This window comes from Streptomyces sp. NPDC004542 (assembly GCF_040610035.1).
Classification (GTDB): domain Bacteria; phylum Actinomycetota; class Actinomycetes; order Streptomycetales; family Streptomycetaceae; genus Streptomyces.
In genome coordinates this window covers 116,280-139,589 of the sequence record NZ_JBEXLP010000002.1, presented here as the reverse complement: position 1 = coordinate 139,589, position 23,310 = coordinate 116,280, and the positions used below count along the sequence as shown (strand labels likewise).

Genomic DNA, 23,310 nt, shown 5'->3' with positions numbered 1-23,310 from the left:
CGCCTGTCCTTCGGACCGAGGGCGGTACGTCCAGCTTCTGGCTGGGGGTGCCGCCCTCGGGCGTTTCGTGGGCCTCAGTCGGCGTAGTCCTTGAGCTCCTCGGCGGTCAGGACGTCCGGGTGTGTGCTGGATCACGCGATGGCGGAACCGGGGTGCGGAATGCGTGGCCCGGAGCGGGTGTTTTGCTTAAGGCGGTGCAACAATGCGCGTGCACATACCAGTCGGTTGTCCCCACACCTCACGAGGAGCCCACACGTGACCGCCACGCCCCACGCCTCCCGCGCGGCCCAGATCCTCTCCCGGCCGACGACGATCAACGGCCTGACCGTCCCGAACCGCATCGCGATGGCGCCGATGACCCGCATGTTCTCCCCGGGCGGCGTCCCCGGCGAGGACGTGCTGTCGTACTACGCCCGTCGTGCCGCCGCCGGGGTGGGCCTGATCGTCACCGAGGGTACGTACGTCGGTCACGAGTCGGCGGGCAACAGTGACCGCGTGCCCCGGTTCCACGGTGAGGAGCAGCTCACGGGCTGGCAGAAGGTGGCCGGAGCGGTGCACGAGGCGGGCGGCACGATCGTGCCGCAGCTGTGGCACATCGGCATGGTCCGCAAGCAGGGCCAGCCCCCGTTCCCGGACGCCCCCGCGGTGGGCCCGTCCGGTCTGGTCACCGCGGGTGCCGAGCCCACCGGCAAGGCCATGACCCAAGCGGACCTGGACGACGTCGTCGCCGCGTTCGCCCAGGCCGCCGCGGACGCCGAGCGCATCGGCTTCGACGGCGTGGAGATCCACGGCGCCCACGGCTACCTCCTCGACCAGTTCCTGTGGGCCGGCACCAACCTGCGCACCGACGCCTACGGCGGCGACCCGGTGGCCCGTACGAAGTTCGCCGCCGAGATCGTCGCCGCGGTCCGCGAGCGGGTGTCCCCCGGCTTCCCCGTCCTCTTCCGCTACTCGCAGTGGAAGCAGCAGGACTACACCGCCCGCCTCGCCGAGACCCCCGAGGAACTCGAGGCGATCCTCACCCCGCTGGCCGCGGCCGGCGTCGATGCCTTCCACGCCTCCACCCGCCGCTACTGGCTCCCCGAGTTCGACGGCTCCGACCTGAACCTCGCGGGCTGGACGAAGAAGCTCACCGGCAAGCCGGTCATCACGGTCGGCTCGGTCGGCCTCGACGGCGACTTCGTCAATGCCTTCCAGGGCGAGGGCTCCCCGGTCAAGGCCATCGACAACCTCCTGGACCGGCTGGAGACCGAGGAGTTCGACATGGTCGCCGTCGGCCGCGCGCTGCTCCAGGACCCGGAGTGGGCGGCCAAGGTGCTCGCCGACCGCTTCGACGAGCTGAAGCCGTACGACGCCGCCGCGCTGAAGACGCTCAGCTGACGGTCTTCCTGGACTGTGGGTCGCGGTGGAGTGCGCCGTCGATCAGCAGCAGTCCGCGCCCCCGCGACGGCGGGGGCCGGGACACCGGCCACGCAGGCGCCCGTCCGCCGGCCGCGGGCGGCGGACGCGCGGACGGGCGACCCGGCCGTGCCGGCGTCCGGCGCCGGACCCGGACGCGGTGCCGGCGCACCCGGAGGAGGCGAGCAGCCGGCTCCGGGACGGGCACGAGGTCGCCGGGCGGCCCTGGAGCGGCCGGGGCGGGCCTACAGATGGCCCATCGGCTCGATGTCCACCTGCACCGGAGTGCCCCACACCCGCAGCACCTCGTAGTCGGTGAACTCGTGCACGAGCCGGTACGCCATCGCGGGCCGTGAGCCGCGCCGCTGGGCGGCGAGGTAGAGCTCGGCCTCGCGCCGGTCCCGCCGCGGCGTGCCGCACAGCTGCCACTCCCGGCCGTTCCACAACTCCGGCAGCCAGCGCTGCTGGGGCTGGGGACGGTCACCGCGCACCCCGTAACGGGAGGGGGCCGGACCGGCCGTTTCCGGCGCGTGCGGCCGGCCGCCGCCGAACTCGGCCCGCCGGGCCGCCCGCCGCCGGGTCTCGCACAACAGGCACAGATCCGGGGCGCTCTCGTCCACGGGCCCGGTCGGGTGCTCGGCGCACCGCGTGGTCGTGGCGGCGCTCGAAACGCTCTCCTCCAGCAGTTCCAGCGCCCGCCGCAGATCGGCCTTGACCTCGTGCAGCCTGGCGTCCGGCGTGTCGGCGGTCAGCGCCTCCCCGTGCTCGCCGAGCACCCGCAGGGCACGGCCGAGCGCGGTGAGCTGGGCGTGGTTCATGGCTGCACCTCTCTGTTCCGCGGGCCGCCCGCGTCGCCCTCATTGTCGCCGGTCCCGTACGCCCCGCCGGTACCGGTGAGCGCCGGGCTCCGATGCTCACCGGGCCGGACGGCCACGTACGTCGCCAGGAAGCCCACCGCGTACCCGGTCAGCAGGCCGCCCGCGTAGACCGCCGCGGTCAGGGCCGGGCTCCTGTTCCCTGCCAGCAGCGGGAACAGGGCCCAGCCCGACGGCCCGATCGCCGTCGCCCCGACCCGGTCGCCCAGCATCGCGAAGAACCCGACGAAGGCCCCGCCCGCCGCCCCGCCCGCGCAGGCGGTCAGGAACGGCCGGCCCAGGGGGAGCGAGACACCGTAGATGAGGGGCTCGCCGACCCCCAGCAGTCCCGCCGGGAGCGCCGACCTGATCGTCGTGCGCAGGGAGGTGTCGTGGCGGAGCCGGACGTACACCGCCAGGGCCGCGCCCACCTGTCCGGCGCCCGCCATGGCGAGGATGGGCAGCAGGACCGTGTAGCCCTGCTGTTCGATGAGGGTGGTGTGGATGGGGATCAGGGCCTGGTGCAGGCCCAGCATCACCAGGGGCAGGAACAGGCCGCCGAGGACCAGTCCGGCAAACGCGCCGGTCGTCGCCAGCAGCCGGTCGGCCGCCGTGCCGATCGCCGACGACACGAGGCCGGCCGCGTACATCAGCCCGTACAGCGTCGCCAGCCCGGCGACCAGCACCGTCACCGTCGGGGTCAGCAGCACGTCGAGGGCGCCCGGCACCCGCCCCCGGCACCACCTCTCCACGTATGTCCCCAGCAGTGCCGCCGCCAGCGCGCCGAGCACCCCGCCCTGACCGGGTGTCAGGTGCACCCCGAACGCCGTCACCTTCGCCACGCCCGGATACACCACCACGGCCGCCACCGCCCCGCCGAGCACCGGCGTCCCCCCGAACTCCTTCGCCGTCCGGTAGCCGACGAACACCGCGACGACCGCCATGAAGGCGGAGGCGACGGCGGCGAGGGCCGGGGTCAGTCCCGGCAGCAGGCCGGCGTTGGTCAGCAGCCCGGCCACTCCGGCGAGGACCCCGCAGCCGATCAGCGCCGGGATGAGCGGGACGAAGACGTTCGCGATCCGGCGCAGCGCGGCCTTGGCCGGGGTCGCGTTGCGCTGCCGTCGCCGCTCCCGCAACTCGGCGCCCAAGGCGGCCAGTTCGCCGGCCCTGGTGCGGGGTCCCAGCAGCGCCTCGAACCGTGCCGTGACCTCCGCCACCGCTCCCGGGCCCAGCACGATCTGGTACGTGTCGTCGGCCACGACCCCCAGGACGCCGGGCAGCGCCCGCAATCCCTCCTCGTCCACCAGCGACCGGTCGGCCAGACCCAGCCGCAGCCGGGTCACGCAGTGGGCGACGGAGGTGACGTTCGCGGGGCCGCCGACCAGGGGGAGCAGGGCGGCGGCGGTCTCGTTCGAGGTCTGCACACCCCGAGCGTGCGGTCAGCCGGCCGCTGCCGCCAGCGCGGCACGCAGATGGCCGCCGGACTCCTCCAGAAGGCGGGCGGCCGTCGGACCGTCGACGCCGGCCAGGAGGGCCAGGATCGCGTTCTTCACCTCGCCGCCGGTCTCCGTCAGCGCCTTCTCGATCTCCTCCTCCGCCGCCCCCGTGGCCAGCGCGACGATACGGCGCGAGCGGGCCCGCAGCTTGTCGTTCGAGGCCCGTACGTCGACCATCAGGTTCCCGTACGTCTTGCCCAGCCGGATCATCGTGATCGTCGACAGCATGTTCAGGACCAGCTTCTGGGCGGTGCCCGCCTTCAGACGCGTGGAGCCGGTGATCAGCTCGGGGCCCACGACGACCTCGATGCCGTGGTCGGCGGCAGCGGCGAGCGCGCTGTCCCGGTTGCAGGACAGACCGATGGTCAGCGCGCCCAGCGCGCGGGCGTGTCGGACGGCGCCGACCGCGTAGGGCGTACGGCCGGAGGCGGAGACGCCGACCACCGTGTCCTCGCACGTCAGCTCGATCGCGTCCAGGTCGCGGCGGGCCAGCTCCGTGGAGTCCTCCGCGCCCTCCACGGAGGTCACCAGGGCGTCCGGGCCGCCCGCGATCAGGCCGACGACCCGGTCGGGGTCGGTGTCGAAGGTCGGCGGGCACTCGGAGGCGTCCAGCACGCCGAGCCGTCCGGCGGTGCCCGCGCCCGCGTACACCAGCCGGCCGCCGCGCCGCATGCGCTCGGCGACGGCGTCGATCGCGGCGGCGATCCGCGGGAGCTGCCCGGCGACGGCGGTGGGCACGGCGGTGTCCTCGCCGTTCATCAGGCGGGCGATCTCCAGGGTGGGCAGCCGGTCGATCTCGGCGAACTCCGGTCGGAAGGCCTCGGTGGTCAGGGTCGCCAACTGGTCACGCAGCGCACTCGGGTGCGAGGCGTCACGGGAGGGGGAGGCGGAGGTCATGGGGGCGGCTCTTTCCGGTGCGGGTGCGTGCGGCTTCCCTGGGGGCGTCTATCGTGATCCACTCCGGTGCCGGTGGGCCAACGCCTCGTACGAGGCGGCCAGCGCCGGCGCCGCCGTCTCGTAGGTCCGCTGGGCGACACCGACGAACAGACAGTCCACCACGAGGAGCTGACCGGTCCGGGACGACATGGCCGCCGGCCGCAGTTCGCTCTCCCGCGCGGTCGACGTGGTCAGCACGTGGTCGGCGTACTGGGTGACCGCGCTGTCCGGGCGTCCCGTGACGGCGACGGTGGTCGCCCCGCGCTCGAACGCGACCCGCAGCGGCTCTATCACGTCGCCCGTCGAACCGGAGTGCGTGATGGCGATCGCCACGTCCCCCGTGCGCAGTTGCACGGCGTTGGTCACGGCGAGGTGGGGGTCGCTGTGCGCGTGGGCTATGAGCCCTATCCGCAGCAGCTTCTGGGTGAGGTCCTGCGCGACGAGCCCCGAGGCGCCTATCCCGTACACATCGGTCCGCCGGGCCCCGGCGAGCGCGGCGACGGCGGCGCCCAGCTGCACGGTGTCGAGGCCGGCGGCGGTGTCGGCGAGGGTCTGCTGCTCGTCGAAGGCGAGTTTCGCGACGACGTCGGCGATCGGGTCGTCGACCGCGATGTCGGTGGTGATGGCGGGCGCGCGCCCGGACTGCTGCTGGGCGGCGAGGCCGGCCAGCGCGAGGCGCAGGTCGCGGTAGCCCGGATAGCCGAGCAGCCGGGCGGTGCGCACGACGGTGGCCTCGCTGGTGCCGGTGCGCTCGGCGAGGCCGGTGACCGTGAGGGCCGCGCAGCCCGCCGGGTCGCTCGCGACGGCCTCGGCGACGCGCTGCATGGAGCGGGTCATCGACGGGGCGAGCGTGCGGACCTTGGCGGCCAGGGCGCCGCCGAAAATTTCCTTCACGTCACGAGTCACCCATGAAAGATATTTTCGGCTCGGTGTCCTGGTCAAGAGTGCGCACAATGGGTGCATGAACCCCATCAGCCCCCTGGAGCAGGCCCTGCACGCGGCCCGCGCGCTCGTGCTGGCCGACCTGGTCGCGGGCGACGTGGCCGAGGCGGACGTCGTCTCGCTGGTCGAGGAGTCGGTCGTCCAGCGTCGCTGGTGGGTCGAGCAGTGGCCGGACGGGATGGGCTACGTCGCCGGGCTGGTCGCGCAGGACGTGCAGGACGCGCTCCTGGACCGGTACGGGCGCTGGCCGCTGTGCCCGGTGTGCGGCCACGGCGACCCGCACGCGCTGGACGTCGAGCCGGAACTGGGGCCCGACCCGCATTGGGTGTGCCACAAGGTGGGCGTGAAGGTCGCGGCGGTCGGAGCGCTGGGCTCGGCGACGGGCGGGGAGCCGCTCTCGTGAGGCTCCCGTGACGGTGTACATCGACCCGCCGGCCTGGCCCGGGCACGGGCGCGTGTGGTCGCACCTGGTGAGCGACGTGTCGTACGACGAACTGCACGCCTTCGCCGCGGAACTGGGCGTGCCCCGGCGGGCGTTCGAGCGCGACCACTACGACATCCCCTCCCACCGGTACGCGGACGCCGTGCGCGCCGGCGCGGTGGAGGTCAGCAGCCGCGAGGTGGTGCTGCTGCTGCACGAGTCCGGCCTGCGCAGGCGCAAGCACCGCCCCCGGACGCAGGCCCCCTAGGCGCGGCGCAGGTACAGCCGCAGCGCGTTGGCCCTCTCCACGTCCTGCTGCTCGTGAGCCGTGCGCTCCTCCTCCACGGTCGCCCGGTGGAAGCCGGCCCGGGTGACCACGGCCTGCGAGGGGAGGTTCTCCCCGTCGACGGTGGCCGTCAGCAGCCGTACGTCGTCCCGGGCGAGCGCCCACCGCGACAGGGCGCGCAGGGCTTCGGTGGCGTAACCCCGGCCGCGGGCGGCCTCGACGAGGTCGTACCCGACCTCCGCGCGGCCCTCCTCGTCCGGGGCGCCGTGGAAGCCCATGCCGCCGACCGCGCGGCCGTCCTCCCGGCGGACCAGCACGAACAGCCCGAACTCCGGCCGGAGCACGCCCGCTTCGTACGCCTTGACCACCATCCCGGCGGCGTCCCGCGTGCCCTGGAACGGCCCGCCCTCGATCCACTCGAAGCCGCCGTCACCGCCCAGCCGCAGGTCGCGGGCGGCGGCGGGGCGGACACCGACCAGGGTGAGGCGCTCGGTGGGGAGGACCAGGTTGTTGCGCCAGCGCCACCCGGTGACCGGGGCGCGGCCGGGCAGCTCGCCCCGGCCGGTGGCCCACAGCAGGGTCGGCCAGGCGGCCTGGCCCGGCCGGACGTGCGGGAAGAGCCAGGTCAGGACGGACCCGGCCAGTTCCTCCGCCGGCTCGTACGCGAGCTCCAGCCCCCGCGCGATGTCATGCGTGTGCAGCAGCACCTCGGCGACGCCCATCGCGGCGAAACCCTCGCGGTCGGCGCTGCCGAAGGGGTAGGGATGGAAGGCGCGGGCATCGCGCGGGGCGGTGCGGACGGCGGCGGCGAGCAGGGCGCCGGCCGCCTCGACGACCTGGAGCAGGCCCGCGTTGTCGGTGCCGTCGTCGAGGGTCAGCCCGAAGGGCACCCAGCCGTCCTGGGCGCGCCCCGCGAGGTTGGCGGCGTACGCGACGAGGTCGTCGGCGACGTGGAGCGCCGTGTCCCGGCAACTCCAGTCCAGCCCCCCGGCCTTGGTCCCTTCCCAGTCCCGTTCCACCGCCGGCCGCAGCGCCGCCACGCAGCCCGCGACGGCCTCTTCCACCTGATCCCCACCCATGGCACGCACAGTCCGCACCCTAGTACTACAGCCGGTTGTTCACGTGACGTGACGGCGGTTGGCTCGTTGCTCCGTTCGTGGGATTGATGCTGCAGCCGGGTGTGCGGACGGGTGAGCTGGACGAGGCCGAGATCCGTTTGCTGGAGCGGGAGTTGGAGGACCTGTGCGCGTGGCTGGACGACGTGTTCGCGCGTCCGGCGTCGCGGGAGAACCTGCGGGCGATGGTGCGTGGGTTGCTGAGCGAGGTGCCGCGCAAGAACGTGTGGCAGCTCGCGGAGGCGGCCGGGCACCCGAACCCCGACCGGCTTCAGGGCTTCCTGGCCAAGGCCGCGTGGGACGCGGACGATCTGCGGGACCGGGTACGGGACTACGCTATCGCCGCCTTGGCCGACCAGGATGCGGTGCTGATCGCAGACGAGACCGGCGACCTGAAGAAGGGCGCCAAGAGCGCGGGCGTGCAGCGGCAGTACACGGGAACCGCGGGCCGGGTCGAGAACGCGCAGGTCAGCGTGCACCTCTCGTACGGGTCCAGCCGGGGCAGGACTCTGATCGACCGCGAGCTCTACCTCGGCAAGGGCTGGGCCGGCACCACCGCCGAGCACCAGGCCCGCTGCGCGGAGCAGGGCGTCCCGCCCGAGCGAGCAGCGCAGGTGGCGACCAAGCCGGAGCTGGCCCGGCGCATGCTGGAACGCGCCCTTGGAGCTGGGGTGCCGTTCAGCTACTTCCTCGCCGACGAGGCATACGGGCAGTGCCGGCCACTGCGCGCCTGGCTCGAAGAGCACCGGGTGCGCTACGTGCTTGCGATCCCGAAGAGCGAGGTGCTGCCCCTGCCGGTCGGCCGCACCCGGCAGGCCCGCGAGCTGTGGGCGGTCGTGCCTGAGGAGGCGTTCGAGCGCCGCTCGTGCGCGGGCGGGGCCAAAGGGCCGCGCGAGTACGACTGGGCCACCGTCCAACTTGCCTCCACCGCAGACGGTTTCGAGCGCCACCTGCTGATCCGCCGCTCCACCGTGCCCAACAAGAAGGAGAAGAAGACCGGCCAACTCGTCCGCGAGATTGCCTACTTCCTATGCCACACCGCCCCCGGCGCGACCCTGGCCGAACTGATCACCGCCGCCGGCCAGCGCTGGATGGTCGAGGAATCGTTCCAGGTCGCAAAAGGACAGGTCGGCCTGGACGAGCACGAGGTGCGTAAGGACTGGGATCAGAATGAGGTGTTCGCTGCTCGGGAATGACGGGCTGTCAGTTCAGGTTGGTACCTGCTGGACAAGGGGGTGGGTCCGGCCGAGGTGCGTGGTGGGAGCAAGCCGTGGCTGGTCGAGGACGGTCTGTGGGAGCGGATCGAGCCGCTGCTGCCGGTGGTCGAGCGGCGTTTCCGGTATCCGGGGCGTCGGCGTATCGATGACCGTCGGGTGCTGTGCGGGATCCTGTTCGTGCTGTACACCGGCATCCCGTGGCGGTACCTGCCGCAGGAGCTCGGCTTCGGATCGGGGATGACCTGCTGGCGGCGGCTGCGGGACTGGAACCAGGCCGGGGTGTGGCAGCGCCTGCACGAGCTGCTGCTGGCCGAGCTGCGGTCGGCCGGGATGTTGGACTTCTCCCGGGCTGCCGTCGACTCTTCGCACGTGCGCGCGATGAAGGGCGGCCCGGCCACCGGACGCTCCCCGGTGGACCGGGGCAAGACCGGCAGCAAGCACCACGTGATTGTCGAGGCGCACGGAATCCCTCTGGCGGTGACCCTGACCGGTGGAAACCGTAACGATGTCACACAGCTAATCCCGCTGATCCAGGCCGTTCCGCCGATTCGTGGCAGGAGCGGCCGACCCCTGCGCCGCCCCCGCCGGGTCTACGCCGACCGCGGCTACGACCACGACGTCTACCGCGACAAGGTCCGCCGGTTCGAAATCACCCCGGTTATCGCCCGACGCGGCGCCGAACACGGCTCTGGCCTCGGAGTCCACCGCTGGGTCGTAGAGGGCGCCATCGCGCTGCTGCACTGGTTCCGGCGTCTTCGCATCCGCTGGGAGATCCGCGACGACATTCATCAAGCCCTCGTCACCCTCGGCTGCGCCATCATCTGCTGGCGACGACTGAAGACCTCAGTCTGATCCCAGTTCTCAGGGCTGGGCGTCGTTGTCGCTGCTGAAGTCGGGTACGCCTGCGGACAGCAGGTGCTCGGCGCCGTCTTCGAGGGCCTTGGCCGTCTCGGTGGAGCGGGGGAGCATGGTCTTCTCGTAGGTGCGGATCGCGTCGTCGATGGTGGCGGCGTTCGCGAGAGCGAGGGCGATATCGCTGGCGTCGAGCATGGCGAGGTTGACGCCGACGCCGAGCGGGGGCATGAGGTGGGCGGCGTCGCCGAGCAGGGTCACCGTCGGGTTGTGTTCCCAAGTGTGCGGGACAGGGAGGGCGAAGATCGGGCGGTCGATGTAGGGGCCGTCGTTTTCGGTGATCATCTGGCGCATGCGGGGCGACCAGTGGGCGTACTCGCCGAGGAGGAGGGCGCGGATGCCATCGGTGTCCTCAACGGTCAGGCCGCTCGTGCTGATCCAGTCGACTGGGACTCGTTGGATGATGTAGACGCGGATGTGGTTTCCGCTGTTGCGCTGGGCGAACAGGCCGCGCTCGCCGTCGGCTGCGTGGGCGCTGCCCTGGCCGACCAGGTCAGCGATGTCCGGGTGCCGGTTCTCGACGTCTGAGAACCATGCTTCCAGGAAGCTCACCCCGGTGTACTTGGGGGTGGCGGGGGACAGGGCCGGGCGTACCCGGGAGGAGGCGCCGTCGGCGCCGATGACCAGATCGGTCTGGATGGTCGTGCCGTCGGTGAAGTGCAATTGCCGCGGCCCGTTGGCGGGTCCGCTGATCGTGTCGAGGGCGTGGCCCCAGTGCACGGTTCCCGGCTGCAGGGAGTCGAGCAGCAGGTTGCGGAGCTGCCCACGGTCGATTTCCGGCTTGAACAGTTCGTCGATCTCCGGGACTTGATGGGACGTGATCGTGCCGGTCGGGTCCATCTGGCGCATTTCCTGCCCTTCGGGGCGGGCGAGCTTGAAGAACTCGTCGAGCAGGCCGGCTTCGCGCAGGGCGATCTGGCCGTTGTCGGCGTGCAGGTCGAGGGTGCCGCCCTGGTTGCGCGCGTCGGGACCAGGGTCGCGGTCGTAGACGGTGACCGCTATACCGCGCTGCTGGAGGATGCGGGCGCAGGTCAGTCCTCCGGGGCCGGCACCGATGATGCTGATGCGGGCCCGGGCGGGCGCTGGGGAGTTCATGGTTGTTCCCTTCAGTCGGCGAAGAGGGGCGAGCAGGGCCGGGCATCGTCAATCTCGGCACCGGACGTGCCACGCAGGGGGCCTCCCCGATGAACAGGTCGGCGCAGTGCAGACGATGAGGAGGCCGACGACGATGTGCCGGTCAGGTACGCACAGCGTTCATAAAATCAGAGCAAGTGGAAAAGTGCAACGACTCTACTTAGCGATTGATTCGACTGTCGGGTATGCTCTACCCATGACCGTGCCCTCTGTCAGCCGCCGCGACCGCAAGAAGGCGGCCACCCGGCAAGCGATCGCCGACGCCGCACTGCAACTCTTCTTGGAGCGCGGCTACGATCAGGTGAGCATCCGTGACATCGCCGAAGCTGCCGACGTGTCGACCGCTACAGTGTTCAAGCACTTCAGCGGCAAGGAGGCGCTGGTCTTCGACCAGGACGAAGACCGAGAGTCACAACTGATCGCCGCAGTGCGGCAGCGGTCCTCTGGGCAGAGCATCCTCGATGCCCTCCGACAGCACCTGTTGGACACCTGGCCAGCGATCGGGGCACATCCTCAGGCGGTCGAGTTCATCAACCTGGTGAACTCCACGCCGGTACTGCTCGCGTACGCCGAACGCATGTGGACCCGGTACACCGACAGCCTCGCCGCAGCCATCGCAGACGAGTTCGGCGTGGATCACGACAACCTCGCATGTGTGGCACTTGCTCGATTCGTGCTCGAGATCCCGGTCCTCGCTCGCGGCCGGCAGGACCGCCGGGCCGCCGTCGGGGCACTCTTCGACATCCTCACCCACGGCTGGGAGCCGCCTAGCAAGTCGCCCGCGCCGTAGAGCCCCTGGGCTTCCTGTGCCCGCTCTCGACCAGCCCCGGCTTGCGCGTTTCGGTCGCACCCACCCCCTGCCTGACAACGAGAACTGATATCCCGTCATCCCTAAGCGGCAAGCACCTCATTCTGTTCCCAGTCCTAAGTGGTGCTCGTGGTACCGGCACACCACCGTCGCCATGCTCGCCATGGCCTTCCTCGCCACCGTCCGGAGCCGTCACATATCCCCGAGGCCGAACCCCGGACCAGCCCCCGCACTCCAGGACAGGACACCCGACCCCCGACCGTGAACGAGATCCGTCGCCTGTACGACCGGATCGTCCTCGCCCCCGCCCGCACCGCCCTCACCTGGCTCGTCATGCACTGGCACCGCTGGCGCACCCGCCACCAGACCCGAGCCCGCACCAGCCACTACCGCACCCGCGCTCACTCACCGTGAACCCACCGGCTGTTCCCGCTAGGCTCCCTGTGAACTTCAGCCTCGGCACACGCCGGGGCTTCTTGTGCGGGTGCTCCGAGTCGGGGCGCCGGGGGGTGGGCGAATGATGAATGCTTCTGCGGTCGGAAGACGGGTCGTTGCGGCGGCGGGTGCCGTGTCGGTGCTGGCGCTGACCGGCGCGTGCGGTGCGGACAGCGGGGACGATGCTGGGGGACGTAAGCAGTCTGCGACCGCCGGGGCCGCCTCATCTGCGAGCTCGGCGTCGCAGCAGGCATCCGGATCGCCCGCCTCCGCGGCCGGGAAGGGCCTCAACCAGAAGGGCCTCGACCGCCTGGCGCTGACCGCGCACGACGTCCCCGGCTATACCGTCAACACCGTCACGGGCAAGGGCAGCCCGGTGAACCACGACGACCTCACGACCTACCGCGCCGTCACACCCTCACCTTGCCGACCCGTCTTCGCGGCGGCACAGCTGGGCAGCCTGCACGACTTCACGGCCCAGGTCATCCAGGACGCCGTGTCCGGCTCCGACGATCTCGGGCAGCACGCGAGTGTCGGCCTGACGTCCTACACCCTTGCCGACGCCCGCACGGTGATGACCGAACTGCGCGCAGCGCTTCCGAAGTGCGCCACCGCCGAGATGCGCCCGTCCGCTGCCCACCCGGGTGCCGGGCTGGGGTATTCCGGTACCCAGTCCCGGTCCGTTTCCGGTTACGGCGACGAGACCCTCGCCTTCGACGCCACCCAGATCATCAACAGCGGGGGACCCAGTATCCCCATCACCATCCTGGTCGTCCGCCAGGACTCCACCATCGCCACCTTCCTGTCCCTCAACCCCTTCCAACCCCCGACCATCCCCCAGGACATCGTCGACGCGCAGCTGAAGAAGCTCGCCTGACTTCGTCGGGCGGGGGATGATGTACGTGCCGCGGTTCGCAGCACACCTTCGGCCAGGGGATCCGGCCTCCACACAGATGTAGTGGCACGAGCCTGGATACGGCGAAGGGCCAGCCCGGGAGGAAACCTCTCCTGAGCCGGCCCTTCTCTCTGTGCCCCGGCGGGATTCGAACCTCCTGACACCCGCTTCAGGAGTTCGATCCCTGCGTGGCCCAGCAGGGCCCCCGCCCGATCGGAACGTACGTGCCGGGCCGCGCATGGGTACCTATGTCCGGTGCCGTTGGCGCACCCGCCACCAGACCCGGGCCCGCACCAGCCACTACCGCACCCGCGCTCACTCACCGTGAAACCACCGGCTGTAGTACTAGGCGGGCCGGGCCGCTCAGGTCGACAGCATTTCCAGCTCGCCGGCCAGGTTGTAGCGGGCCGTCGCCTCCCACTTCCCCCGCCCGTACGGCGTCCTGAACAGCCGCGGCAGATCCAGCAGGTGGCGCAGTACCGCGGCCCGTCCCGAGCGGAAGGCGTCGTTCGGCACGAAGTGGTACTCCTCGCGGACCGCGGCGGTGTACGCGGCGTACGCGGCGGGCGGCGCGGCCAGGATCGCCAGGTCGGCGTCGCACAGCACCTGGCCGTCGCGGTCGTCGTCGCCCGGGTCGTGCGTCACGGTGAGCCGCACCAGCCGGGCGACCTCGGCGGTCTTCCCCTCCGGCACCCCGGCCTCGGGCAGCGCGCGCTCGGCCAGCCGCGCCGACCGCTCCTCGTTCTCGGACCGTTCGGGCAGGTAGACGGCGTCGTGGAACCAGGCGGCCAGCCGTACGACGTCCGGGTCGGCCGCGTACTCCTCCAGCACGTCGACGTGGTCGAGGACCGCCGTGAGGTGCGTCAGCGTGTGGTAGTGCCGCTGCGGCTCCTGCCACCGGGCCAGCAGGTTGTCGGCGTACGCCACCGCGTCGGGACCACCACCGGACCCGCGGGCCCCCTCCAGAGCACGGGCGAAACGGGCACGCAGGACGTCGAGATCGGCCATGGCCCTATTCTCCCTCCCGCGCCCCCGCGTCCTGCCTCGCGCGGCCAGGTCCGCATCCGGGATCGCGCGGCCGGTCACGCGGTCAGGCCGACCGTTGTACCTGTGCTGCGTCGACGAGGCTGGTAACGGCCGGACTCTCGCCCCGGCCAGACCGGAGGCCCCGCCCGGCGGGCCTGATCTTCGGGCCGGGTAGGCCTGACGCGCCGCCCCGCCCGAAGCGCCCTCGCGGGCCGGTGCCTTCCCGACGTACCCTGAGATTGGACTAGACCTGTAAGCGCTCCAGGGCGGTACCAGGACAACACCAGGGCACACCGACGGAAGGGGCCCGATGAGCAGGAGCACGCGTGCGGTGCTGGAGGTGATCGCCCTCGGTCCCGAGGACGCGACCGCCGCCCAGGCCGGAGGCGCGGACCGCCTCGAGGTGGTCACCGACATGGCCGCCGACGGGCTCACCCCGCCGGTCCGGACCTTCGCCGGGATCCGTGCCGCCGTCGACCTCGACCTGCGCGTGATGCTGCGGCTCGCCGACGGGTTCGCCGCGGGGGAGGCCGACCGGCTGGTGGGGGCCGCGGGCGAGCTGCGCGCGGCCGGTGCCGACCAGTTCGTGCTCGGCTTCCTCGGCCCCGACGGCGGGGTCGACCTCGGTGCCGTGGAGCGGGTCGTCGCCGCACTGGACGGCTGCCGCTGGACCTTCCACCGGGCGATCGACCGCGCCGCCGACCGCGCCGCCCTGCGCAAGCAACTGGCCGACCTGCCCGGCCTGGACTGCTACCTCACCGCCGGCTCCGCCTCCGGCGTGGACGACGGCCTGCCCACCCTGCTCGCCGAGGCCCGCCGGCGCGGCCAGCCCGGGTACCGGCAGCGCCTCCTCGTCGGGGGCGGCCTCCGCCTCGACCACGTGCCGTCCCTGCTCGCCGCGGGGATCGACGGCTTCCACATCGGCGGGGCGGCCAGACCCGGCGGCTGGGGCGAGCCGGTGTCGGCGGCGGCGGTGACCCGGTGGCGGGAGACGCTGGACGCGTCCCGGCCCTGACGCGGGCGGCCCGGGGCCGACATCCGCTCAGGACAGCTGCGGCGGCAACGCGGCCGTGTGGGTGACGATCAGGCCCGACACCGCGCGGGTCAGGGTCACGTACAGGCGGCGCAGGCCCGTGCGTTCGTCCGGTTCGCCGTCGACGACGGCCTGCGGCTCGTCGAGGACCACGTAGTCGTACTCCAGACCCTTGGCGAGCGAGGCGGGCACCAGGGTCAGCCGGGTCCGGTCGGTCGTCTCCTCACCCGGGGCCAGGTACGGGATCCCGGCCGCGGTCAGCGCCTCGGCGAGGGCGGGGACCCGGGCGTCGGCGGCGATCAGGCCGGTCGAGCCCTCGTTGCGCAGCAGCTCCTCGCACGCGGCGACCACCTCCGCGGTGCCGTCGACGCCGCGCACCTCGAAGAAGCCCGGGTTCTCCCGGACCGAGGCGACCGGGGTGAGGCCCGGCGCGATGTGCGGCAGCAGCCGCGAGGCGTAGGTGATGACGTCCGTCGGGACGCGGAAGCCGGCGGTCAGCTCCTCCACCACCCCGTCCGCCTTCCCGAGGTGGCCGAGGGCCTCGGCCCAGCTCCGGGTCGCCCACGGGGTGGTGCCCTGCGCCAGGTCGCCGAGGACGGTCGCGGAGCCCGTGGTGCAGCGGCGGCCGACGGCCCGGTACTGCATGGGGGACAGGTCCTGCGCCTCGTCGAGGACGACGTGCCCGAGCGAGTGCGTGCGCCGCACCAGGTCCGTCGCCTCGTCGATCAGCACCGCGTCCGCCGCCGACCACCTGGCCGACCTCACGCTGCGCACCGGTTTCGCCCACAGGATCGTCTTCTGCTCCTGCGCGTCGAGGATCCCGTCGGCGTGGGCGGCGAGGAAGCCGGCGTCGGTCAGCAGCCGCAGGACGAGCTTCGCCGGGTCGACGGCCGGCCACACCGCCTTCACCGCCGCCTTCACCGCGCTGTTGCGGGCCACCGCGTCCTGCACCCGGTCGTCCGGGGCCTCGCCCGAGCGCTCCATCTGCACCAGCACGGCGTGCGCGATCCGCTGCGGCAGGGCCTCCCGGGCGGCACCGTAGCGGATGCCGCGGTCCAGCAACTCCCGCACCAGCTCCTCGAGTTCGTACGCCGGGACGCGCCAGCGCCGGGAGCCGCGCACCACGACCACGGGCTCGGTGGGCAGGGTGACGTGCGAGTAGAGGGCCCGTCTGAGCACCTCCGCCATCCGCGCGTCACCCTTGACGAGCGCCGCCGCCGCGTCGTCGGTACCGCGTACCTCGACGTGGTCCACGAGGTCGTCGACCGTGGCCTGGCGCACGGTCAGCTCGCCCAGCGCCGGGAGCACCTGCTCGATGTAGTGCAGGAAGGACCGGTTCGGCCCGACGACCAGGGTGCCGGTGCGGGCGAGCCGCTCACGGTGGGCGTACAGCAGGTACGCGACCCGGTGCAGGCCCACGGCCGTCTTCCCGGTGCCCGGCCCTCCCTGCACGCACACGGTCCCGCCCAGCCCGCTGCGGACGATCTCGTCCTGCTCCGGCTGGATGGTGGCCACGATGTCGCGCATCGGGCCGACGCGCGGACGCTCGATCTCCTGCTGGAGCAGCTTGCTGGTGGTGGCGGCCTGGGACGGATCGGCGGGGTCGGAGAGGTGCTCGTCCTCGTACGCCGTGAGGTCGCCGCCGGTGTAGCCGAAGCGGCGGCGCAGCCCGACGTCCATCGGGTCCTTCTTGGACGCCCGGTAGAACGGCTGGGAGACCGGCGCGCGCCAGTCGATCACCATCGGGTCGCCGTCCGCGTCGTGCACGTGCCGCCGCCCGATGTAGAACTGCTCTCCCTCGGCGCCCTCGGCCTGTTCGGCGCCCGGGGCGTGCAGGTAGTCGAGGCGGCCGAAGAACAGCGGGGTGCCGCTCAGATCGGCCAACGCCTTGATCCGCTCGTCGATCTGGCGGGCGAGCACCTCGGCGTTCACCCAGTTCGCGGTGACATCCCTGATGTCGAGCGACTCCACGTCCTCGCGCATGGCGCGCAGGGCGGCGCGGGAGGCGGCGAGATGGGAACGTTCCCGGGCGAGGGGGTCGTGGGTGGGCGTGGACAAGGGGGTGCCTCCGAAGCCGGGCCCGCTGGGCGCGCGTGTGGGTGGATGCCGTCCGGTTGCCGGCCGGACGGCCGCACTCCGTGAGGGAGGCGGGCAAGAGCGGAGATTGTAGTGAGGCCGGGCCGGCGTCGGCCAATCCATTTCCGTCCCCTAGGGGGCTCGTACTCCGGGTCTAGGGGAAGGCGCGGAGAGGTCCGACCACGGGTGGACCGGAACGCGTCCGGAACCGGTCCCTGGGGCCGATGCGTTTCCTCTGCCCGGGTTCCACCATGGATACATGAGCGCAGCAACCATCCACCCGGCCCACGGCCGCCCGGCCGGCGCGACGGCCGTCGACGGCGTCCCCCACCACCGCCTGGGCGACGCGCTCCGCGCCATCAAGGTGTTCGTGAGCGCGGCGTTCCGTGTCGTCATCCTCGGCGAGTACGGCGAGGAGGCGGGCATACGCCGCAAGTGACCGCATAAGTTCGTCACCGTGCCCACACGGTCGGTGATGTCCTGCGTCCTGCTCGCGGTCTCCCTCTCCTCCCTGGCCGTCCTCTGCGTCTGGCAGCGCGTTCCGATGGCCGACGCGCTGGTCTACCGGGCCGAGGGCGCGGCCGTCGTCCACGGCGGCGACCTCTACGGCCTCACCGTCACCGAATGGCACCTGCCGGCGACGTACCCGCCCTTCGCGGCGGTCCTGTTCGTCCCGACGACCCGGCTCCCCGCCCCGGTCCTCAAGGCCGTCTTCCTCGCGGGCAACGCGCTTCTGCTCGTCTGCCTCGTCGCCCTCTCCGCCCGTCTCGCCGGGCGCACCCTGTCCCCGGCCGCCCTCCGCAGCGCCACGGCACTCGCCCTGTGGCTCGAACCGGTCTTCCAGACCGTCGTGTTCGGCCAGATCAACCTGGCGATCGTCTGCCTGAGCCTGTGGGACCTCACCCGGCCGGCCGGCGCCCGGGCCAAGGGGGCCGCCGTGGGCGTCGCGGCCGGGATCAAGCTCGTGCCCGCCGTGTTCATCGGCTACCTGCTGCTGCGCCGCCGCCCCCGGGAGGCGGCCACGGCGGCCGTGGCCGGGGCCGCGACCGTCCTGCTCGGCACCCTCGCGCTGCCCTCCGCCAGCGTCGACTTCTTCACCCGCCGCCTCTACCAGACCGACCGCGTCGGCAAACCCTGGATCATCGACAACCAGTCCCTGCAGGGCCTGATCGCGCGCCTGCTGAGGGACCCGGCCCCCGGACCGGCCTGGCTGCTCCCGGCGACAGCCATCGGGGCGACCGGTCTCTGGCTGGCGGCCCGCGCCCGCGAGGAACGCTGGGGCATCCTGCTGACGGCCTTCACCACGCTGCTCGTCTGCCCCATCAGCTGGTCCCACCACTGGGTGTGGTGCGTGCCGCTCATCGCCGTACTCCTGACGGAGCACCGGGTCCGCCTCGCGGCGGTGACGGCGGTCGTGTTCACGGCCCGCACACTGTGGCTGGTGCCGCACCAGGGCGCCCAGGACCTCCGGCTCCCCTGGTGGCAGCAGCCGCTCGCGGCGCCGTACCCCCTGCTGGGCCTGACCCTGCTCGCGCTGTGCGCGGCGCGTGCCGCGAGCCCGGCGGACGGGGACGCGCCCGCCCGCACCGGCGTGCCCCGCAGGGCCTGACCTGCCGTATGACGGCACAGCACATCAACGCGGCGGCGACGCCCGGCCCCGGCGGACCCGGCCGGGCGTGACCGCCGAGCCTGGGTCGCGCCGCTCACGGCGAAGGGGTCGGCTGCGCGGCGGTCGTCACCGCGCGGGTGCCGCCCTGTACGCACCGGCGGCGCGCACTCCGCCTCCGGGCGGCCGCCGCCGCGCTGTTCCTGGTGCTCGCGCTGCCCCCGCCCGGGGGCCGGGCTCAGTCGTCGGCCAGGATCTCGTCCGCGTCCATGATCCGGTACGCGTAGCCCTGCTCGGCCAGGAACCGCTGGCGGTGGGCGGCGAAGTCCTGGTCGATGGTGTCGCGGGCGACGACCGAGTAGAAGTGGGCCTGGTGGCCGTCGGCCTTCGGGCGGAGCACCCGCCCCAGGCGCTGGGCCTCCTCCTGCCGGGAGCCGAACGTCCCCGACACCTGGATGGCGACGGTCGCCTCCGGCAGGTCGATGGAGAAGTTCGCCACCTTCGACACCACCAGCACGCTGATCTCGCCCTCCCGGAAGGCGTCGAAGAGCTTCTCGCGCTGGGCGTTCGAGGTCTCACCCTTGATCACCGGGGCGTTCAGGTGCTCGCCCAGCTCGTCGAGCTGGTCGATGTACTGCCCGATGACGAGGATCTGCTGCCCGGCGAACCGCCGCACGATCGCCTCGGTCACCTTCCGCTTGGTGTCCGTCGTCGCACAGAAACGGTACTTCTCCTCCGTCTCGGCGGTCGCGTACGCCAGCCGCTCGGACTCCGTCAGATTGACCCGGACCTCGACGCAGTCGGCGGGCGCGATGTACCCCTGCGCCTCGATCTCCTTCCACGGCGCGTCGAACCGCTTCGGCCCGATGAGCGAGAAGACGTCCGACTCACGCCCGTCCTCCCGCACGAGCGTCGCCGTCAGCCCGAGCCGCCGCCGCGCCTGGAGATCGGCGGTGAACTTGAAGACCGGAGCGGGCAGCAGGTGCACCTCGTCGTAGACGATCAGTCCCCAGTCCCGGGAGTCGAACAGCTCCAGATGGGGATACACGCCCTTCCGCCTCGTGGTCAGCACCTGGTAGGTCGCGATGGTGACCGGCCGGATCTCCTTGCGCGTACCGCTGTACTCGCCGATCTCGTCCTCGGTCAGCGAGGTCCGCTTCACCAGTTCGTGCTTCCACTGCCGGGCGGAGACCGTGTTCGTGACCAGGATCAGCGTCGTCGACTTGGCCTCCGACATCGCCCCGGCCCCGACCAGCGTCTTCCCGGCACCGCAGGGCAGCACGACGACACCGCTGCCGCCGTGCCAGAAGTTCTCCACGGCCTGCTTCTGGTAGGGACGCAGCGCCCACCCGTCCTCGGCCAGCTCGATCGGATGCGCCTCACCGTCCACGTACCCGGCGAGGTCCTCGGCCGGCCAGCCCAGCTTCAGCAGCGTCTGCTTGATCTGCCCGCGCTCGGAAGGGTGCACGGCGACGCTGTCCGGGTCGATCCGGTTGCCGACCAGCGGTGCGATCCGCTTGGACTTCAGCACCTCCTCCAGCACCGGCCGGTCGGTGGTGGTGAGCACCAGCCCGTGCGCCGGGTGCTTGGTCAGCGTCAGCCGTCCGTACCGGTCCATCGTCTCGGCGACGTCGACGAGCAGCGCGTGCGGCACCGGATACCGGCTGTACTCCACGAGCGCGTCCACGACCTGCTCGGCGTCGTGCCCCGCGGCCCGCGCGTTCCACAGCCCCAGCGGCGTCACCCGGTAGGTGTGGATGTGCTCCGGCGCCCGCTCCAGCTCCGCGAACGGCGCGATGGCCCGACGGCAGTCGTCGGCCCGCTCGTGGTCGACTTCCAGGAGCAGGGTCTTGTCGGATTGCACGATCAGCGGACCATTCACGTACGTCATTCCTTCCGCGTGGACCAAACGTCCAGTGTGCCGCACCGCGCCCCGAAACGGGGGCCCGCCGCATCCCGGCCCGCCCCGGGGCGACTCCACCTACCGTTCGGCTGTCTCACCAGGGCAGCGGCGGCGCGGTGGGTGCGGGCGCGGTGAGGAGGTCGCGGTATGCCGGGACGCAACTGGGACACCGGTCCGGCCGCCGAGCCGTGGCTGCCGGACCCCGCCGCCCGAGGCCGGCGCCCGAGGCCGGGGCCCGGGGCCGCTGCCCGAGGCCGGCGCTCAGTCCTCCGCCAGCTCCGCCACCCCCGTCACCCGGTGCAGCGGGTACGTCCGCACCTCGTCCGCCGTGTGGTCGTACGCCGTGACGAAACCGCCCTCGACCCGGATCGGGGCGATGACCCGCTGGCTGGCGGCGCCCTCGGCGTTCACGTAGCCGATCCACAGGGCTTCGCCGGTGAGGACGGCCGCCTGCATGGTGGCGAGGGTCTCGGCGGAACCGGTGCGCGGCAGGTGGCCGTCGGACACCGGACCGCCGGCGGCGGGCTTGCGCGGAGCGGTGGCGGCGAGGTCGCCCGCGCGGATCGCCCGGATCGCGGCCGACAGCAACGTGGCGTCGGGCGGCGGCGGCCCGTCCGGGACCGGCTCGGGGGCGGTGCGCGGCGGGGTGCGGCGGGCGTCGGCGCGGGTGATCAGCACATCGCCCTCGGCGGACTCGGCGGCCGGGGCGTACCCCATCGCGCGCAGGCCCTCCAGCAGCGTCGCCGGATCGGCCGGGGCGGCCAGCACCGTCGGCGCCAGCCGGCGCAGCCGCAGGGCCGCCGCCCGCCGGTCGGCGAGGATCTCGCTCAGCAGCGCGTCGTCGTCGCAGCGCACATACGCCGACGCGGCACCCACCCGCAGCTGCCCGTGCCTGCGGGCCACGTCGTCGATCAGGTACGCGAGCGGCTGCGGCACCGGCGTACGGGAGTGCGCGGCGAGAAAGGCGTGCAGGTCGGACGCGGCACGGCCGGCGTCCAGGGCACGCCGCACCGAGGCGGGCGTGAACCGGTACACGGTGGCACCCCCCTTGGACTCCACGTCCGCGAGCACACCCAGCACGTCGGCGAGCGGCCGCCGCAGCGGGCCCGGCGCCACCGCCGTCAGGTCGGCCTGGAGCAGCACGTGGTCCAGCGGTTCCGGGAGCAGCGGGGCGAGCGCCTTGGCGGCGGCGGCCGTGGCCACGGCCTGCTCGGCGGCGGACAGGGGCTCGCGGACGGCGGGCTGGTACGGATGACGGTGGTGCACGGGCAGCTTGTCCCCCGGCCCGGCGGGCGCCGCCCCGGCCGGACGCGCTGCCGGCGCCCCGATCAGGGCACGCCCGTGCCCGGACAGCGCGCCCCGGCCCGTCACCCCGAGCAGCTCCGCCTCGGACAGCGTCCAGGTGGCCAGCCGGGACCGCAGGTCGTCGCCCCGCTGCGGTCCGCGCAGCGGCCGCTCCCAGCGCAGCCGCTCCAGCACGGCCTCCGCGGACGGCGCCCCGCCCGCCGGCAGCCCCGCCAGCAGCGACAGCACCCGGTGGCGCACCTCGGGTGCGGCGGACCGGTCGAGACCCGGCCCCAGCGCCGACAGCGTACGGTCCTTCGCGTCCCGCCCGCCGACCACGCCCGGCGTCCGCGTCGCCGCCAGCCATGCCTCGGCCAGCCGCGCCCACCGCTCGGCCGCGGGCCGCTCCAGCCACTCGTCGTACGCCGGGGTCGGCGCGTACCGTTCGTCGGCCTCACCGTCGGAGGCCAGCAGCCCGGCCGCGTAGGCCAGCTCGACCCAGAACGCGGCGACCGGCTCGGCCACGTCCAGGGCGACGGCCGTCCGCTTCAGGTCCCGCACGCTCAGGCCCCCGGCCCGCAGCACCGCCGGCCCGCCCTCGTCCCAGTCCTTCAGCAGCTCCTCGACGGTGGCCAGCGCCGTGTACGCCTGCCCCGCCGCCGTAGCGTCCACCATCTCCGGCCGGTGCGCCGAGACCGGCTCCACGGCGGGCGGCACCGGCTCCGGCTCCCGGTGGGCCCGGCCCGCACGCAGGTGCAGGGCGACCTCCCGGGGCAGGACGACCGTGCCGGGCGCCGTCGGCAGCAGCAGGCCGCGATCGAGCAGCCAGCGCAGCCGGGGCGCCGGATCGGCGGTGACCTGCCCGTACGGCGGCCCCCACACCAGCCGGTCCAGCACCTCCAGCGACGGGGCGGGCGCCTGGTCGAGCAGTGCCGCCATCCGCTCCCGGTCCGTGAACAGGGCGGTCAGCGCCGCCGCCGCGGACACCGGGTCATGGGTGGACGACAGCCCGACGGCGGTGACGATCTCCTGGATCCGCCCCGGCGACATCCCCGCCGTCGCCTCCTGCACGGTCGGCCCCAGCCCCGTCGGCGACGGATGCTGCGCGGACGGCGCCAGCAGCTCACGGGCGGTCCGCACCAGCCGCAGCCGGTCGTCCCCGCCCCACACCAGGGCCTGCTCGCGCAGCGTCCCCACGGCACGCGGCAACGCCGCCGCGACCACCGGATCCCCGGCGTCCCCCGCCATCAGCCCCAGCACCTCGTCGTACGCCGCCGGGTCCGCCGCCACGGCCAGCGCCTCCGCCGTCTGCAACGCGAACCGGTCCAGCCGCTCCAGCGCCCGCAGCACCGAGGCGCGGGTCCCCGCCCGGGTCGCCAGCTGGGTGAGGTCGGTGGGCACGGGCGTGATGAGATCCGGACGGGCGCGCAGCAGCGCGGCGAGGGAGGCGTCGTCGCACGCGCGGAGCGCTTCCGCGAGGGAACGGGGCGCCGGGCGGTCGTCGGTGCTCATCTGCCCCACGGTAGCGGGTGG

At 73.0% G+C, this 23,310-nt stretch carries 21 protein-coding genes; 11 read left to right on the top strand and 10 right to left on the bottom strand.

The features are described from left to right. Positions 1 to 255: 255 nt before the first annotated feature. The gene (locus ABZX30_RS02155; protein WP_355927679.1) at positions 256 to 1,380 is read left to right on the top strand and encodes an NADH:flavin oxidoreductase; all 1,125 of its coding nucleotides are present in this window, start codon (positions 256 to 258) and stop codon (positions 1,378 to 1,380) included. A gap of 263 nt (positions 1,381 to 1,643) precedes the next feature. On the opposite strand, the gene ABZX30_RS02150 is transcribed toward ABZX30_RS02155, so the two are convergent. Genes ABZX30_RS02150 through ABZX30_RS02135 form a run of 4 tightly spaced genes read right to left on the bottom strand, consistent with a single transcriptional unit; the run spans position 1,644 to position 5,590 of the window. Then, the gene (locus ABZX30_RS02150) at positions 1,644 to 2,216 is read right to left on the bottom strand and encodes a hypothetical protein (RefSeq protein WP_355927677.1); all 573 of its coding nucleotides are present in this window, start codon (positions 2,214 to 2,216) and stop codon (positions 1,644 to 1,646) included. Beyond that, on the bottom strand, positions 2,213 to 3,676 hold the full coding sequence (locus ABZX30_RS02145) for a PTS transporter subunit EIIC (protein ID WP_355927674.1): 1,464 nt from the start codon (positions 3,674 to 3,676) through the stop codon (positions 2,213 to 2,215). Before ABZX30_RS02145 ends, ABZX30_RS02150 begins: the two co-directional genes overlap by 4 nt. A 15-nt stretch (positions 3,677 to 3,691) precedes the next feature. Beyond that, complete coding sequence (murQ, locus tag ABZX30_RS02140; RefSeq protein ID WP_355927671.1) at positions 3,692 to 4,645, bottom strand: N-acetylmuramic acid 6-phosphate etherase; 954 nt, start codon at positions 4,643 to 4,645, stop codon at positions 3,692 to 3,694. A gap of 48 nt (positions 4,646 to 4,693) precedes the next feature. Next, the gene (locus ABZX30_RS02135) at positions 4,694 to 5,590 is read right to left on the bottom strand and encodes a MurR/RpiR family transcriptional regulator (RefSeq protein WP_355927668.1); all 897 of its coding nucleotides are present in this window, start codon (positions 5,588 to 5,590) and stop codon (positions 4,694 to 4,696) included. A 55-nt stretch (positions 5,591 to 5,645) separates the two neighbouring features. Here ABZX30_RS02135 and ABZX30_RS02130 point away from each other — a divergent pair, with 55 nt between their 5' ends. Both ABZX30_RS02130 and ABZX30_RS02125 read left to right on the top strand, forming a co-directional pair. After that, a complete protein-coding gene (locus tag ABZX30_RS02130) occupies positions 5,646 to 6,029 on the top strand; it encodes a hypothetical protein (protein WP_355927666.1) in 384 nt (127 codons plus the stop codon). 7 nt (positions 6,030 to 6,036) lie between these two features. Then, positions 6,037 to 6,315: a DUF4031 domain-containing protein gene (locus tag ABZX30_RS02125; RefSeq protein ID WP_355927663.1), complete on the top strand. Its 279-nt coding sequence runs from the start codon at positions 6,037 to 6,039 to the stop codon at positions 6,313 to 6,315. Here ABZX30_RS02125 and ABZX30_RS02120 read toward each other — a convergent pair. Further along, a complete protein-coding gene (locus ABZX30_RS02120) occupies positions 6,312 to 7,412 on the bottom strand; it encodes a GNAT family N-acetyltransferase (RefSeq protein WP_355927661.1) in 1,101 nt (366 codons plus the stop codon). The genes ABZX30_RS02125 and ABZX30_RS02120 overlap by 4 nt on opposite strands. Before the next feature lie 86 nt (positions 7,413 to 7,498). Here ABZX30_RS02120 and ABZX30_RS02115 point away from each other — a divergent pair, with 86 nt between their 5' ends. Beyond that, positions 7,499 to 8,644, top strand: coding sequence for an IS701 family transposase (locus ABZX30_RS02115; protein ID WP_355927659.1), 1,146 nt, complete (start codon positions 7,499 to 7,501; stop codon positions 8,642 to 8,644). Between the two features lie 54 nt (positions 8,645 to 8,698). After that, positions 8,699 to 9,517 carry an IS5 family transposase gene (locus ABZX30_RS02110; protein ID WP_355927931.1) on the top strand — a complete coding sequence of 273 codons (819 nt, stop codon included), beginning with the start codon at positions 8,699 to 8,701 and terminating at the stop codon, positions 9,515 to 9,517. Positions 9,518 to 9,526: 9 nt separating this feature from the next. Here ABZX30_RS02110 and ABZX30_RS02105 read toward each other — a convergent pair whose 3' ends face one another. Continuing rightward, positions 9,527 to 10,672: an NAD(P)/FAD-dependent oxidoreductase gene (locus tag ABZX30_RS02105; protein ID WP_355927656.1), complete on the bottom strand. Its 1,146-nt coding sequence runs from the start codon at positions 10,670 to 10,672 to the stop codon at positions 9,527 to 9,529. Positions 10,673 to 10,907: 235 nt separating this feature from the next. On the opposite strand from ABZX30_RS02105, the gene ABZX30_RS02100 reads away from it, so the two are divergent. The 3 genes from ABZX30_RS02100 (at position 10,908) to ABZX30_RS02090 (ending at position 12,831) form a co-directional block, all read left to right on the top strand. Continuing rightward, positions 10,908 to 11,501: a TetR/AcrR family transcriptional regulator gene (locus tag ABZX30_RS02100; protein ID WP_355927653.1), complete on the top strand. Its 594-nt coding sequence runs from the start codon at positions 10,908 to 10,910 to the stop codon at positions 11,499 to 11,501. 279 nt (positions 11,502 to 11,780) lie between these two features. Further along, on the top strand, positions 11,781 to 11,933 hold the full coding sequence (locus tag ABZX30_RS02095; RefSeq protein WP_355927650.1) for a hypothetical protein: 153 nt from the start codon (positions 11,781 to 11,783) through the stop codon (positions 11,931 to 11,933). 160 nt (positions 11,934 to 12,093) lie between these two features. Continuing rightward, positions 12,094 to 12,831 (top strand): hypothetical protein, encoded by a 738-nt coding sequence (locus ABZX30_RS02090; protein WP_355927647.1) that lies wholly within the window; start codon positions 12,094 to 12,096, stop codon positions 12,829 to 12,831. Between the two features lie 381 nt (positions 12,832 to 13,212). On the opposite strand, the gene ABZX30_RS02085 is transcribed toward ABZX30_RS02090, so the two are convergent. Further along, the gene (locus ABZX30_RS02085) at positions 13,213 to 13,857 is read right to left on the bottom strand and encodes a hypothetical protein (RefSeq protein ID WP_355927644.1); all 645 of its coding nucleotides are present in this window, start codon (positions 13,855 to 13,857) and stop codon (positions 13,213 to 13,215) included. Between the two features lie 328 nt (positions 13,858 to 14,185). Between ABZX30_RS02085 and ABZX30_RS02080 the strand changes: the two genes are divergently transcribed. Then, a complete protein-coding gene (locus ABZX30_RS02080; protein WP_355927641.1) occupies positions 14,186 to 14,890 on the top strand; it encodes a copper homeostasis protein CutC in 705 nt (234 codons plus the stop codon). A 27-nt stretch (positions 14,891 to 14,917) separates the two neighbouring features. On the opposite strand, the gene ABZX30_RS02075 is transcribed toward ABZX30_RS02080, so the two are convergent. Beyond that, positions 14,918 to 16,891 (bottom strand): UvrD-helicase domain-containing protein, encoded by a 1,974-nt coding sequence (locus ABZX30_RS02075; protein WP_355927928.1) that lies wholly within the window; start codon positions 16,889 to 16,891, stop codon positions 14,918 to 14,920. A gap of 352 nt (positions 16,892 to 17,243) precedes the next feature. Here ABZX30_RS02075 and ABZX30_RS02070 point away from each other — a divergent pair, with 352 nt between their 5' ends. Together ABZX30_RS02070 and ABZX30_RS02065 are read left to right on the top strand one after the other, a co-directional pair. Further along, positions 17,244 to 17,423 (top strand): hypothetical protein, encoded by a 180-nt coding sequence (locus tag ABZX30_RS02070; protein WP_355927638.1) that lies wholly within the window; start codon positions 17,244 to 17,246, stop codon positions 17,421 to 17,423. Between the two features lie 36 nt (positions 17,424 to 17,459). Then, positions 17,460 to 18,593, top strand: coding sequence for a glycosyltransferase 87 family protein (locus ABZX30_RS02065; RefSeq protein ID WP_355927925.1), 1,134 nt, complete (start codon positions 17,460 to 17,462; stop codon positions 18,591 to 18,593). A 235-nt stretch (positions 18,594 to 18,828) separates the two neighbouring features. Here the strand turns inward: ABZX30_RS02065 and ABZX30_RS02060 are convergent, their stop codons facing one another. Together ABZX30_RS02060 and ABZX30_RS02055 are read right to left on the bottom strand one after the other, a co-directional pair. After that, a complete protein-coding gene (locus ABZX30_RS02060; protein ID WP_355927636.1) occupies positions 18,829 to 20,472 on the bottom strand; it encodes a DNA repair helicase XPB in 1,644 nt (547 codons plus the stop codon). Positions 20,473 to 20,754: 282 nt separating this feature from the next. Next, complete coding sequence (locus tag ABZX30_RS02055) at positions 20,755 to 23,289, bottom strand: helicase C-terminal domain-containing protein (protein WP_355927634.1); 2,535 nt, start codon at positions 23,287 to 23,289, stop codon at positions 20,755 to 20,757. Positions 23,290 to 23,310: the final 21 nt, after the last annotated feature.

Bases quoted from the DNA above. Each gene is read 5' to 3' on its own strand.
- murQ (WP_355927671.1), bottom strand. From the start codon at position 4,645: ATGACCTCCGCCTCCCCCTCCCGTGACGCCTCGCACCCGAGTGCGCTG.
- ABZX30_RS02075 (WP_355927928.1), bottom strand. From the start codon at position 16,891: ATGCGCGAGGACGTGGAGTCGCTCGACATCAGGGATGTCACCGCGAAC.
- ABZX30_RS02055 (WP_355927634.1), bottom strand. From the start codon at position 23,289: ATGAGCACCGACGACCGCCCGGCGCCCCGTTCCCTCGCGGAAGCGCTC.
- ABZX30_RS02120 (WP_355927661.1), bottom strand. From the start codon at position 7,412: ATGGGTGGGGATCAGGTGGAAGAGGCCGTCGCGGGCTGCGTGGCGGCG.
- ABZX30_RS02150 (WP_355927677.1), bottom strand. From the start codon at position 2,216: ATGAACCACGCCCAGCTCACCGCGCTCGGCCGTGCCCTGCGGGTGCTC.
- ABZX30_RS02085 (WP_355927644.1), bottom strand. From the start codon at position 13,857: ATGGCCGATCTCGACGTCCTGCGTGCCCGTTTCGCCCGTGCTCTGGAG.
- ABZX30_RS02130 (WP_355927666.1), top strand. From the start codon at position 5,646: ATGAACCCCATCAGCCCCCTGGAGCAGGCCCTGCACGCGGCCCGCGCG.
- ABZX30_RS02115 (WP_355927659.1), top strand. From the start codon at position 7,499: ATGCTGCAGCCGGGTGTGCGGACGGGTGAGCTGGACGAGGCCGAGATC.
- ABZX30_RS02100 (WP_355927653.1), top strand. From the start codon at position 10,908: ATGACCGTGCCCTCTGTCAGCCGCCGCGACCGCAAGAAGGCGGCCACC.
- ABZX30_RS02070 (WP_355927638.1), top strand. From the start codon at position 17,244: ATGAGCGCAGCAACCATCCACCCGGCCCACGGCCGCCCGGCCGGCGCG.
- ABZX30_RS02080 (WP_355927641.1), top strand. From the start codon at position 14,186: ATGAGCAGGAGCACGCGTGCGGTGCTGGAGGTGATCGCCCTCGGTCCC.
- ABZX30_RS02065 (WP_355927925.1), top strand. From the start codon at position 17,460: ATGTCCTGCGTCCTGCTCGCGGTCTCCCTCTCCTCCCTGGCCGTCCTC.
- ABZX30_RS02105 (WP_355927656.1), bottom strand. From the start codon at position 10,672: ATGAACTCCCCAGCGCCCGCCCGGGCCCGCATCAGCATCATCGGTGCC.